We start from the raw sequence: 12,925 nt of genomic DNA on the forward strand, positions 1-12,925 counted from the left end.
AGGTCGGTCCAGCCCATCTCAATCGAGGCCATGGCGCAGGCTCGCCGCCGCGGCGAAGGGGCCGACCACGAGGCTGACCAGGGACAGCGCGCACAGGATCGAGAACGGCGCGCCGAACGACATCGGACCGACGATCACGGCCTGCGAGGCCGCGACCCCGAAAATCAGCACGGGGATCGACAGCGGCAGCACCAGCACGGCCATCAGCAGCCCTCCCCGGTGCAGCGTCACCGCAAGCGCCGCGCCGATCATGCCGGTGAAGGTCAGCGCCGGTGTGCCGGCCAGGAGCGTCAGCGCCACCGCGCCGGTCGCGACCATGTCGAGGTTGAGCAGCAGTCCCAGCACGGGGGTTGCGACAATCAGCGGCAGGCCAGCGGCGAGCCAATGCGCCAGCGCCTTGGCGGCGCAGGCGAGTTCCAGCGGCGTCCGGCTCATCGTGATTAGGTCGAGCGAGCCGTCCTCATGGTCGGCCATGAACAGCCGGTCTAGGGTGAGCAGGCTCGCCAGCAGCGCGCCGAGCCAGAGAATGGCCGGCCCGAGCCGCGACAGCAGCGCCAGATCCGGCCCCACCGCGAACGGCATCAGCACGACCACGGTCAGGAAGAACAGCACCCCTATCAGCGCCCCGCCGCCGACGCGGAGCGCGATCCGGACGTCCCGGCGAATGAGGGCGGAGAGGGCGGTCATGGGGTGCTCCCGTCGTGCCCCAAGGGGGAGGAAACGGAGGGGGCGGAGCCCGGCCGCTCGAAAAGCTGAGGGTCCAGCCCCATCACACCGACCCCCCAATCCGCAGCTCCCGCGAATCGATCCCCAGCGGCGCGTGAGTCGCCGCGATGATCATGCCGCCCCGGGCCAGATGCTCCCGCATCAGCCCGCCGAACATGTCCTGGCCGGCGACATCCAGTGCGTTGGTCGGCTCGTCCAGCAGCCAGACTGGCCGACGGACGGTCAGGAGCCGGGCCAGCGACAACCGGCGGCGCTGGCCGGCGGACAGGAAAGCGGCGGGCAAATGGGTGGCATGGTCGAGCCCGACGATGGCGAGGCTCTTGGCGGCGTCACAGCGCTCGCCGCCCAGAAAATCGGCCCAGAATGACAGATTTTCCGCCACGCTCAGGGCTGGCTTCAGGGCGTCGCGATGGCCGAGATAGTGGCATTGCTCCGGCAGCGTCAGCTCGGCATCGCCACCATCCAGCGCGATTGTCCCGCCGGCCGGAATGAGCAGACCCGCGATCAGCCGCAGCAGCGAGGTCTTGCCCGATCCGTTGCGGCCGACGACCGCCACCGCTTCGCCCGAGACCGCCTCGAAATCGAGCCCGGAAAACACCTCGCGGCCGCCGCGGACGCAAACGACCCCGCGTCCGGACAGCTGCATCTTGCCTTGGTTCAACCCGCTCAAAGCCAGGCCTCAGGAAAACTTGGGGTAGCGCATGGGAATTTTTGGCTCGCGAATTGCTGCGGCACGATTGTGGCTGTGGCGGCGCGGTTAGAAAGCTTCTATAAGCCCGGAACTACTTGATGCAGCAACTCAACCTGCCCCTGCAAGCGACCCAGCCGGATTCGCTGACGGTGTTAAAATACCCCTTGCCGGGTATAACTAACAATTGGGATTTCCTACATGACCTCGCTCGACAGCTTCAAATGCAAAAAGACCCTCAAGGTCGGCGCCAAGACCTATGTCTATTACAGCCTGCCCACGGCCGAGAAGAATGGTCTGAAGGGAATTTCGAAACTCCCCTACTCGATGAAGGTCCTGCTCGAGAACCTCCTGCGCAATGAGGACGGCCGCTCGGTCAAGAAGGACGACATCGTCGCGGTGTCGAAGTGGCTGCGCAAGAAGTCGCTGGAGCATGAGATCGCATTCCGCCCGGCCCGCGTGCTGATGCAGGACTTTACCGGCGTGCCGGCCGTCGTTGACCTCGCCGCGATGCGCAACGCGATGCAGAAGCTCGGCGGCGATGCCGAGAAGATCAACCCGCTGGTGCCTGTCGATCTCGTCATCGACCACTCCGTGATCGTGAACTTCTTCGGCGACAACAAGGCCTTCGGCAAGAACGTCACCGAGGAATACAAGCAGAACCAGGAGCGCTACGAGTTCCTGAAGTGGGGCCAGAAGGCGTTCTCGAACTTCTCCGTCGTGCCGCCCGGCACCGGCATCTGCCATCAGGTCAATCTCGAATATCTCTCCCAGACGGTCTGGACCAAGAAGGAGAAGATGACGGTCGGCAAGAAGACCGGCACCTTCGAGGTCGCCTATCCCGACTCGCTGGTCGGCACCGACTCCCACACCACCATGGTCAACGGTCTCGCCGTGCTCGGCTGGGGCGTCGGCGGCATCGAGGCGGAAGCCTGCATGCTCGGTCAGCCGCTGTCGATGCTGCTGCCCAACGTCGTCGGCTTCAAGCTGAAGGGCGCGATGAAGGAAGGCGTCACCGCGACCGACCTCGTGCTGACCGTCACGCAGATGCTGCGCAAGCTCGGCGTGGTCGGCAAGTTCGTCGAGTTCTTCGGCCCCGGTCTCGACCACCTCTCCGTCGCGGACAAGGCGACGATCGCCAACATGGCCCCCGAATACGGCGCGACCTGCGGCTTCTTCCCGGTCGACGCCGCCGCGCTCGACTACCTCAAGACCTCCGGCCGCGCCTCGGCGCGCGTCGCGCTGGTGCAGGCCTACGCCAAGGCGCAGGGCCTGTTCCGCACCGCCAAGTCGGCCGATCCGGTCTTTACCGAAACGCTGACCCTCGACCTCGGCGACGTCGTTCCCTCGATGGCCGGTCCGAAGCGTCCCGAAGGCCGCATCGCGCTGCCGTCGGTCGCCGAAGGCTTCTCGCTCGCGCTCGGCACCGAATACAAGAAGGCCGAGGAACCCAACAAGCGCTTCGCCGTCGACGGCAAGGATTACGAGATTGGTCACGGCGACGTCGTGATCGCCGCGATCACCTCCTGCACCAACACCTCGAATCCGAGTGTGCTGATCGGCGCCGGCCTCTTGGCACGTAATGCCGCTGCGAAGGGCCTCAAGGCCAAGCCGTGGGTGAAGACCTCGCTCGCTCCGGGCAGCCAGGTGGTTGCCGGTTATCTCGCCGATTCCGGTCTGCAGAAAGATCTCGACAAGGTCGGCTTCAACCTTGTCGGCTTCGGCTGCACCACCTGCATCGGCAATTCCGGCCCGCTGCCGGAGGAGATCTCGAAGTCGATCAACGACAACGGCATCGTCGCCGCCGCCGTGCTCTCCGGCAACCGCAACTTCGAAGGCCGTGTCTCGCCGGACGTGCAGGCGAACTATCTCGCCTCGCCGCCGCTGGTCGTCGCCCACGCGCTCGCGGGCAGCGTCACCAAGAACCTCGCCGTCGAGCCGCTCGGTGAAGGCAAGGACGGCAAGCCGGTGTACCTCAAGGACATCTGGCCGACGACGAAGGAGATCAACGCCTTCATGAAGAAGTTCGTGACCGCGTCGATCTTCAAGAAGAAGTATGCCGACGTGTTCAAGGGCGACACCAACTGGCGCAAGATCAAGACGGTCGAGAGCGAGACCTACCGCTGGAACATGAGCTCGACCTATGTGCAGAACCCGCCCTATTTCGACGGCATGAAGAAGGAGCCGGAGCCGGTCACCGACATCGTCGAGGCGCGCGTCCTCGCCATGTTCGGCGACAAGATCACCACCGACCACATCTCGCCGGCCGGTTCGATCAAGCTCACCTCGCCCGCCGGAAAATATCTCAGCGAGCACCAGGTGCGTCCGGCCGACTTCAACCAGTACGGCACGCGACGCGGCAATCATGAAGTCATGATGCGCGGCACCTTCGCCAACATCCGCATCAAGAACTTCATGCTCAAGGGCGCGGATGGCAACATTCCCGAGGGCGGTCTCACCAAGCACTGGCCCGACGGCGAGCAGATGTCGATCTACGACGCCGCGATGAAGTACCAGCAGGAAGAGGTGCCGCTGGTGGTGTTCGCCGGCGCCGAATACGGCAACGGCTCGTCGCGCGACTGGGCTGCGAAGGGCACGCGCCTGCTCGGCGTTCGCGCCGTGATCTGCCAGAGTTTCGAGCGTATCCACCGCTCCAACCTGGTCGGTATGGGCGTGCTGCCGCTGACCTTCGAGGAAGGCACCTCGTGGTCGTCGCTCGGCCTGAAAGGCGACGAGAAGGTCACGCTGCGCGGCCTCGTCGGCGACCTGAAGCCGCGTCAGAAGCTGACCGCGGAGATCGTCTCCGGTGACGGTTCGCTGCAGCGCGTCTCGCTGCTTTGCCGCATCGATACGCTGGACGAGCTCGACTACTACCGCAACGGCGGCATCCTGCACTACGTGCTGCGCAAGCTCGCGGCGTAAGCGCGGATTTGTGAACGGTGGCTCACTGCGAAGTGAGTAGAAGGTTAAACGAAGGCGGCCTATCAAAAGGCCGCCTTCGCGCGTTTGCGGCACGATTCAGATGGGCCCGCCCGGCGGAAAACGTCCCCTTGGACGCTTGCCTGGACGGATGAATATGCCGCGCCCCGTAAGACTACGGTGACCATCAGGCGATAAGATTTCCCTTCTCACGAGCAATGGTGTGCGGCGTTCGACATGACAACAATGACGGCTTCTCATCTGGTTTCGCGCTGGTCCGGTGCCCTCTGGTCGGGAGCACTCGGTCTCTGCGCGATCGTCGCCGTCATCCGTCCCGCCGAGGCTGAGCCCCGCGCCGTGGTCGAGCTCTTCACATCGCAGGGCTGCTCCTCCTGCCCCCCCGCCGACCAGGTCATCGGCGATCTCTCCAAAGACCCGTCTATCATCGCGCTGAGCATGCCGATCGATTATTGGGATTATCTCGGCTGGAAGGACACGCTTGCGGATTCGCGCTTCTCGGCGCGGCAGCGCGCCTATTCGCGCATGCGCGGCGACCGCGAGGTCTATACGCCGCAAGTCGTGGTCAATGGTTCGACGCATGTTATCGGCAGCGACCGCGCCGGAATCGAGAGCGCGATCGGCAAGACCGACAAGGGCACGGGCGTGATGAGCGTGCCGGTGACGATGTCGCTTGCGGGCAAGCAGATCAACGTCTCGGTGGCGGCGAGCAAGGAGCCGGCGGTCTCTCATGGCGAGGTCTGGATCTGCTCGATCACGAAATCGGTGCCGATCGCGATTGGCCGTGGCGAAAATCGCGGGCAGCAGCTCACCTATCACAACGTCGTGCGCAACCTGCTCAAGGTCGGCGACTGGAACGGACGTCCGGAAAGCTGGACGGTGCCGTTGGAAAATCTCACGCGCGACGGCGTCGACGGCGCCGTGGTCTATGTCCAGGACGGCAACCGTGAAAAGCCGGGTGCGATGCTCGGCGCAGCGTACACGTCGCTGCACTGAAGCGAAGCACGCTCAAGAACGTCTCAAGGTAATTAGTCTCGTCATTCCGGGGCGGGCGAAGCGCGAGCTCAGGTGCCCGATTGCGCACCTGAAAATCCATCGATCCACAATCTGAGCTGAGAAATGGATTCTCAGGTGCGCAATCGCGCACCACAGCTGGCGCCAAGAGGCGCGCCCCGGAATGACAGCGCCCCGGAAACGTCCAACCACAAACCAAAAAGGACCAACTTGCGTTGGCCCTCCTTGTCGCGCGTACAGACCCGATCCCGACGGCCCCGGGGGGCTGGGGGCTGAGGAATCCGGAACCGAAAGGACCGGGTCAACGCACACAGGTCTTGTCGCAATGCAGGGCGGCAGGCGCTTGGCGGAAAAGCGGCGATATCAAGATTCCTTCTAACGATCCCGTGACGGTTTGCCGCGACAGAGTTCCACTCCTGCGTGTGCTCCGATTCGCACCTGATTCAATGAGTTGAGTGAAGAGCCCCTTGCGATGGGGGACGGTTGGCGCAATCATGCAACTGTCATGATCCGCGGTTCCGGGGACGGTCTTCGCGGACGCGATCATGCCGCGAGATGAGGAGGCGCGCGATGAGTCTGACGCCGGAGGATGTCGATCCGAGCGGGCAGCGCGCAGTGGCGCACCCCGCCGCTGCGAACGTCCAACCGACCCGGGTGACGTTCAACCGGCTCGAACTGCATCGCATCCTCAATCTCTACGGCCGCATGGTCGCCGATGGCGAGTGGCGCGACTATGCCATCGACTTCCTCAGGGATCGCGCCGTGTTCTCGGTGTTCCGCCGCGCCTCGGAGGTGCCGATCTATCGCATCGAGAAAGACCCGCGGCTGGCGCGCAAGCAGGGCATGTACAGCGTGATCTCGGCGACCGGCCTGATCCTGCGCCGCGGCCACGAGCTCGAGCGCGTGCTGCTGGTGATCGATCGCAAGCTGGCGGTGGTGTAGGCGGGCTACGAGGTCTTTACTGCCCCGGCACCGTGCTCGCGCCCTCGCCGAGGTCGCGCTGCATCATCACCGTGTCGAGCCAGCGGCCGAATTTCAGCCCGACATTGGGGTGCGTTCCGATCATCTTGAAGCCGCCGCGCGTGTGCACGCCGATCGAACCGGCATTGGCGGAATCGCCGATCACCGCGATCATCTGGCGGAAGCCGCGCGCCTCGCATTCGGTGATCAGCCGCTCCAGCAGCAACGAGCCGATGCCGCGGCGGTGGAAGCCTGGATCGAGATAGATCGAGTTCTCGACCGTGAAGCGGTAGGCCGGCCGCGGCCGGTAGGCGCCGGCATAGGCATAGCCGGCCACGCGTCCGTCGAGGATGGCGACGAAGTAGGGGTAGCCGCCGTCGATCAGCGCGCGATAGCGGCGCGTCATCTCGGCAAGGTCGGGCGGCTCCAGCTCGAACGTCGCGGTGCCCTCGCGGACAGCCTGCTGGTAGATGGCGGCGATGGCGGGGAGGTCGGCCTCGGTCGTAGGCCTGATTTCAGGTGCGGACATGGCGGGAAGATTAGAGGCTTCCCGGGGCGGCTGGAAGAGGGAGAGGCCGCCTCTCCGCCGTCATTGCGAGCGCAGCGAAGCAATCCAGAAATGCGTCCGCGGAGGGTCTCTGGATTGCTTCGTCGCAAGAGCTCCTCGCCATGGCGGCGTTCGGGGAAAGACCTCGGCGCAAACAAAAACCCCGGCCTTTCGGCCGGGGTCTGTGTCCGTTCGCTCAGGTCCAGTGGTTAGTCGCGCTGGCCGAGGAGCTGCAACAGCAGCGTGAACAGGTTGATGAAGTTCAGGTACAGCGACAGGGCGCCAGTGATAGCCGCACGCTCTGCGATTTCACCGCCGGCCGAGGCATAGCCGTAGATGTAGTCGTTCTTCAGCCGCTGGGTGTCCCAGGCGGTGAGGCCGGCGAACACCAGCACACCGACCACCGACACGACGAACTGCAGCACCGAGCTCGCCAGGAACAGGTTGACCAGGCTCGCGATGATGATGCCGATCAGGCCCATGAACAGGAATGAGCCCATTCCGGTCATGTCACGCTTGGTGGTGTAGCCGTAGAGGCTCAGCGCACCGAACGTGGCCGCGGTGATGAAGAACACCCGCACGATCGAGGTGTGCGTGAACACCAGGAAGATCGACGACAGCGAGATGCCCATCAGCGCCGCGAACACCCAGAACAGGATCTGGGCGGTCGAGGGGGCGAGACGGTTGATGCCCGCCGAGATCACGAACACCATCGCGAGCGGCGCGAGCATGAATAGCCACTTCAGGGGGCTGACGAACATCGCGTAGCCGAACGGCGTCAGGAACAGCTTGCCGACGCGGACCGCTTCCGGGGTCGGAACGTCAGTCACGGCGGCCATATAGACGCCGAGAGCGGCAAGGCCGGTGATGGCCAGGCCGATGCTCATGTAATTGTAGATGCGCAGCATGTAGGCGCGCAGACCGGCATCGACCGTCGCGGCGTCGACACGCCCGGCGGCCCTGCCGAAAGGAGAAGCGTAGTTACGGTCTAGGTCCGACATGGTCGAATTCCCGTTGGTTGGCCCGGTCCGGCATGAGGGTCGCCATGCCGCCGGTTCGTCAAATTCTATCTCGGATACCGATCTGTGCCGACTAAATTCTGGCTCATAATCGGGGCTCCGAACCCATTGGATATGTGGGAAACTAACACATTCGCTGCAACCGTCCACGCGCGGCTGAATGTCGCCCTCGCCCGCAATCCTGGCGAGCGGACGTGGTTAATCGCTGGAATCGTGCGATTCCGACATAGCAAGGTCACCCGCTACCATTTGTCACAAATTCCGCAACACCGTGGCGGGCTTTTTGTTCAATGCCAGCAGCGTGCCGGCGAGCCCAAGTCCGACCGTGACGACCAGGGCAGCCGCGACCACGGCGGCCGCGCTGCCAGCTTGCCAGACGAAAGTCAGCGTCATCAGCCGCGTCACGATCATCCAGGCCGCGATGCTGCCCGCGATCACGCCGAATACCGCGGTGGCAAGTCCGATCAGCAGGTATTCGAGGGCATAGGCGCCGAGCAGCCGCAGCCGGGTCGCGCCGAGAGTCTTGAGGATCACCGCATCGTAGACCCGGTGGCGGTGGCCGGCGGCGAGCGCGCCGCCCAGCACCAGGATCGCCGAGATCAGGGTCACCGCGCTGGCGCCGCGGATCGCGAGCGCCAGATTGGTCACGACCGAGCCGACCGTCTCCATCACCTCGCGCACGCGCACGCTCGTCACCATCGGATAGGCGTCGGCGACATCCTTGATGATCTTGCCGTCGCCGGCCGCATTGCCGCCGGCCTCGGTGAGGGTCGCGATGTGGGTGTGGGGCGCGCCCTTGAAGGCGTTGGGCGAAAACACCAGGACGAAATTGATGCCCATCCCCTGCCAGTCGATGGTGCGCAGATTGCCGATTTTGGCCGGGATGTCGCGGCCAAGCACGTTGACCACGACCTCGTCGCCGAGCTTGAGGCCGAGCCCGTCGGCGATCTTCTTCTCCATCGAGACCAGCAGCGGGCCGGAATAGTCGGCGCTCCACCATTCGCCCTCGACCACCTTGGAGCCCTTCGGCAGCTCGGCGGTGTAGGTCAGGCCGCGGTCGCTTTGCAGCACCCACTCGGAATCGGTGGTCGGCTTGAGCTCCTCGGCGCGGACGCCCCGCGCTCCGACGATGCGCCCGCGCAGCATCGGCACGTCCTCGACCTTTGCGCCTGGCGCGATCCGGCGCAGATAGCCGTCGAACTGCTCGGCCTGCGTGCTCGGGATGTCGATGAAGAAGAACGACGGCGCGTGATCAGGAAGGGCCGCAAGGAACTGCCGGCGCAGATTGCCGTCGATCTGGGTGATGGTGACGAGCACGGCGAGCCCGAGGCCGAGCGACAGCACGACGGAGGGCGTCAGTGCGCCCGGCCGGTGGATGTTGGCGATTGCCAGTCGCAACATCGGCAGCCGTGTCCGTGGTAGCCGCCGCGCGATCGTCATCAGCAGGGCGGCGATGCCGCGGAGCAGGACGAACACGACGACGGAGGAGGCCACGAACACCGCGGCGATGCGCTTGTCGAAGGAGAGTCCGATCACGACCGCGATAAGCACCGCGATCACGACGGCCATGAACACGAGATAGCTCCAGCGCGGCCGGTGCCATTCGGAGCTGATGGTGTCGCGGAACAGCGCGGCGACCGGCACGTCGTGCACGCGCCCGAGCGGCCACAGGCCGAAGGCGAGCGCCGTGAGCAGGCCATAGACGAAGGACAGCGCGAGCTCGTCGGCATGCACGGCCGGCACCACCGGCAGCGGCAGCAGCTTGCCGAACAGGCCGACGATGGCGAAAGGCATCGCGGCGCCGAGCGCAAGGCCGATCACCGAGCCGATTCCCGCCAGCAGCAGGACCTGCGCCAGATAGATGCCGAACACGTCGCGGCCGGTGGCGCCGACGGCCTTGAAGGCCGCGATGACCTCGAGCCGACGGTCGATATGGCTCTTGACGGCATTGGCGACGCCGACGCCGCCGACCAGCAGCGCGGCGAGGCCGACCAGCGTCAGGAATTGCGTGAAGCGGTTGATGTTGCGCTCGAGCTGCGGCGAGGCATTGGAGCGGCTGCGGACCTCCCAGCCGGCCTGCGGCGCGGCGTTGCGCGCATCCGCGATGAAGGCGTCGGTGGCGCGCTCGCTGTTGCCGGTATCGGGTAGCTTCACCCGGTAGACCCAGCGTACCAGGCTGCCGGGCTGAATCAGGCCGGTGGCGCGCAGGCCCGCCTCGCTGATCAGGAAGCGCGGCCCGAAACCGATGCCGCCGGCGAGCTTGTCGGGCTCGGCTTCGACCGTGCTGCGGATCTGGAACGTTGCGGACCCGACGGTGACGCGGTCGCCGGTCTTCAGCGACAGCCGTGCCAGCAGCGTTGGATCGGCGGCGGCACCGAACGCGCCGTCGCGCTCCGCGAGCAGGTCGGACATCGGCAGCGGCGGCGCCAGCGTCAACTGGCCGAGCATCGGATAGGTGTCGTCGACCGCCTTCATCTCGACCAGCGCGAGCTGGCCGTCGGCCGAGCGTGCCATGCCGCGCAAGGTTGCGGCGGTCGAGACGGTGCCGCGCGAGCGCAGTAAGGCGACCTCCTCGGGCTTCGCCTCGCGCTGGAACAGCACGAAGGAGACGTCGCCGCCGAGCAGAGTGCGGCCCTCCCGCGCGAGACCGTCGCTCAGGCTTGCCGAGACCGAGCCGACGCCGGCGATGGCCATCACGCCGAGCGCGATGCAGGCGATGAAGACGTAGAAGCCGCGCAGGCCTCCGCGCAATTCGCGCAGCGCGTAGCGCAGCGACAGCAAGACGCCGCTGGGCCTCGCGAACGGTTCGGCCGCGATGCTCATGCCGGTGCAGACTGGGTGTCGATGCGCCCGGAGCGCAGGCGGATCACGCGATCGCAGCGATGCGCGAGCGAGGAATCGTGCGTGACCAGCACCAGCGTCATGCCGCGCTCGGCATGCTTGCTGAACAGGAGATCGACGATCTGTTTTCCCGTCGCCTCGTCGAGATTGCCGGTCGGCTCGTCCGCGACGAGGATGGCGGGATCGGGCGCCAGGGCGCGGGCGAGCGCGACGCGCTGCTGCTCGCCGCCGGACAGCTGCGTCGGATAGTGATGCAGGCGATCGCCGAGCCCGACCGATTGCAGCTCCTGCGCCGCGCGTTTTGCGGCGTCGGGATTGCCGGCGAGCTCGAGCGGCACGGCGACGTTCTCCAGCGCCGTCATGGTCGGGATCAGATGAAAGGACTGGAAGACGATGCCGACCTGGCGGCCGCGGAAGCGGGCCAGCGCGTCCTCGTCGAGGGCATTGAAAGGCGTGCCATTGACCACCACCTCTCCACTATCAGGACGCTCCAGCCCCGCCATCACCATCAGCAGCGTGGATTTGCCCGAGCCTGACGGGCCGATCAGGCCGATCGTCTCGCTACGGCCGACCCGCAGGCTGATATCCTTGAGGATGTGAACGCGTGCCGCGCCCGTACCCAATGAAAGATTGACGTTGGAGATGGCGATGGTGTCCGGCGCGGTGCCGGCGAGCGAAGAGGTTTCGATGCGACTGTCCATGGTCCGGTCATATGGCAACTCCGCACACGCGGTCGAGAGGCGTTACGGATTGTTCATGCACTTAGCCGTGTTGATGTTCGCTTTGATGACGGTGGCGGATCCGGCCTGGGCCGACGCGACAAAACCGGTCAAGCTTGTCGTTCTCGGCGATTCCCTGAGCGCCGGCCTCGGCCTCCCGGCCCAGGAAGCCTTTCCCGCAAAACTGAAAAAATCGTTGCAGGCCAAAGGTATAGCGGTTGATATGACCAATGCCGGAGTGTCGGGCGACACCTCGTCCGGCGGCCGTGATCGGCTCGACTGGTCGGTCCCGGACGGAACCGACGGCGTGATCGTCGAGCTCGGCGCCAACGATGCGCTGCGCGGCATCGACCCCGATTTGACTCGGACCGCGCTGACCGACATCGTCCAGCGCCTGAAGGCACGCAAGATCGCGGTGATGCTGTGCGGCATGCTGGCGCCGCCGAATTACGGCCCCGAATACGCCGCGCGCTTCAATTCGATTTATCCGGATCTGGCGAAAAAATTCGACGTGCCGCTCTATCCGTTCTTCCTCGACGGTGTCGCGGCCGACGCCAAGCTCAACCAGGCCGACGGCATTCATCCGACCGCGGCCGGCGTCGACATCGTCGTTGGCAACATCATGCCCACCGTGGAGGCATTTTTGCGCAATATAAGCGAGCAGCGCCGCTGAAAAGCGGGCAGCGCTAACCCTAATTCCCAGGGATTTACCGGGGTGGGGCGCGCGATGCTTCGCAGAGTCATACAACTGCGATAGGAATCAGGGTACCGGTGATTCGTCGCCGGCTCTAAAATTTGGATATGATCCTTCCCAGGGATCATGCCCAAGCATCGGGAGTGCGAAACGATGCCGCGTTTATTCACAGGTCTGGAAATTCCGGCCGAGATCGGCCAGTCGCTTTCCAATCTTAGGGGCGGCCTTCCCGGCGCCCGGTGGATCGATCCCGAAAATTATCACGTCACCCTGCGTTTCATCGGCGATATCGACGGCCTGTACGCCAACGAGATCGCCTCGATGCTGTTTCGCGTCGACCGCAAGCCGTTCGAGGTGAAGGTGCAGGGCTTGCAAAGCTTCGGCGGCCGCAAGCCGCGCGCGGTGGTCGCGACCATCGCGCCGAGCAAGCCGCTGATGGAATTGCAGGCCGAGCTCGAACGCATGATGCAGCGGATCGGCCTCGATCCGGAAGGACGCAAGTTCACGCCGCATGTCACGCTGGCCCGCCTGCACGACGCCTCCGACCGCGATGTCGCCGACTATCTCTCGCTGCGCGGTTACTTCCCGAGCAAGGCGTTCATGGCCGAACGTTTTGTGTTGTTCTCGTCGCGTGCGTCGACCGGCGGCGGGCCGTATGTGGTCGAGGACGCCTACGAGCTGTGTGAGTGAGATAGCTCTCCTGCCCCGGACGCAGTGCGCCACAAAGTGGTGCACTGCTGAGCCGGGGCCCATCGCTCCACGGCAATGAACGAAACAGTG

Annotated in this window: 11 protein-coding genes; 5 read left to right on the top strand and 6 right to left on the bottom strand. The window is 65.1% G+C overall.

Going from position 1 to position 12,925, the window contains the following annotated elements:
- Window positions 1-18: 18 nt before the first annotated feature.
- Both ccmB and ccmA read right to left on the bottom strand, forming a co-directional pair.
- Window positions 19-687, bottom strand: coding sequence for a heme exporter protein CcmB (gene ccmB, locus JQ627_RS24160; protein WP_212486603.1), 669 nt, complete (start codon window positions 685-687; stop codon window positions 19-21).
- Between the two features lie 82 nt (window positions 688-769).
- Complete coding sequence (gene ccmA, locus JQ627_RS24165) at window positions 770-1,372, bottom strand: heme ABC exporter ATP-binding protein CcmA (protein WP_212486687.1); 603 nt, start codon at window positions 1,370-1,372, stop codon at window positions 770-772.
- Between the two features lie 243 nt (window positions 1,373-1,615).
- Between ccmA and acnA the strand changes: the two genes are divergently transcribed.
- The 3 genes from acnA (at window position 1,616) to JQ627_RS24180 (ending at window position 6,307) form a co-directional block, all read left to right on the top strand.
- On the top strand, window positions 1,616-4,336 hold the full coding sequence (gene acnA / locus JQ627_RS24170; protein ID WP_212486604.1) for an aconitate hydratase AcnA: 2,721 nt from the start codon (window positions 1,616-1,618) through the stop codon (window positions 4,334-4,336).
- Window positions 4,337-4,570: 234 nt separating this feature from the next.
- Window positions 4,571-5,347: a thioredoxin family protein gene (locus JQ627_RS24175; RefSeq protein WP_212486605.1), complete on the top strand. Its 777-nt coding sequence runs from the start codon at window positions 4,571-4,573 to the stop codon at window positions 5,345-5,347.
- Window positions 5,348-5,935: 588 nt separating this feature from the next.
- The gene (locus JQ627_RS24180) at window positions 5,936-6,307 is read left to right on the top strand and encodes a DUF2794 domain-containing protein (protein WP_212486606.1); all 372 of its coding nucleotides are present in this window, start codon (window positions 5,936-5,938) and stop codon (window positions 6,305-6,307) included.
- A gap of 16 nt (window positions 6,308-6,323) precedes the next feature.
- On the opposite strand, the gene JQ627_RS24185 is transcribed toward JQ627_RS24180, so the two are convergent.
- From JQ627_RS24185 to JQ627_RS24200, 4 genes are all read right to left on the bottom strand, one after another.
- Window positions 6,324-6,854 carry a GNAT family N-acetyltransferase gene (locus JQ627_RS24185; protein ID WP_212486607.1) on the bottom strand — a complete coding sequence of 177 codons (531 nt, stop codon included), beginning with the start codon at window positions 6,852-6,854 and terminating at the stop codon, window positions 6,324-6,326.
- A gap of 227 nt (window positions 6,855-7,081) precedes the next feature.
- A complete protein-coding gene (locus JQ627_RS24190) occupies window positions 7,082-7,873 on the bottom strand; it encodes a Bax inhibitor-1/YccA family protein (protein ID WP_212486608.1) in 792 nt (263 codons plus the stop codon).
- 270 nt (window positions 7,874-8,143) lie between these two features.
- On the bottom strand, window positions 8,144-10,714 hold the full coding sequence (locus JQ627_RS24195) for an ABC transporter permease (protein WP_212486609.1): 2,571 nt from the start codon (window positions 10,712-10,714) through the stop codon (window positions 8,144-8,146).
- Complete coding sequence (locus tag JQ627_RS24200; protein WP_212486610.1) at window positions 10,711-11,433, bottom strand: ABC transporter ATP-binding protein; 723 nt, start codon at window positions 11,431-11,433, stop codon at window positions 10,711-10,713. The genes JQ627_RS24195 and JQ627_RS24200 overlap by 4 nt, the downstream gene beginning before the upstream one ends.
- Before the next feature lie 55 nt (window positions 11,434-11,488).
- Here JQ627_RS24200 and JQ627_RS24205 point away from each other — a divergent pair, with 55 nt between their 5' ends.
- Both JQ627_RS24205 and thpR read left to right on the top strand, forming a co-directional pair.
- The gene (locus JQ627_RS24205) at window positions 11,489-12,124 is read left to right on the top strand and encodes an arylesterase (protein WP_212486611.1); all 636 of its coding nucleotides are present in this window, start codon (window positions 11,489-11,491) and stop codon (window positions 12,122-12,124) included.
- A gap of 174 nt (window positions 12,125-12,298) precedes the next feature.
- A complete protein-coding gene (gene thpR, locus JQ627_RS24210) occupies window positions 12,299-12,835 on the top strand; it encodes an RNA 2',3'-cyclic phosphodiesterase (RefSeq protein ID WP_212486612.1) in 537 nt (178 codons plus the stop codon).
- The last annotated feature ends 90 nt before the right edge of the window (window positions 12,836-12,925 follow it).

This window comes from Bradyrhizobium liaoningense (genome assembly GCF_018130785.1).
GTDB lineage: Bacteria > Pseudomonadota > Alphaproteobacteria > Rhizobiales > Xanthobacteraceae > Bradyrhizobium > Bradyrhizobium liaoningense_A.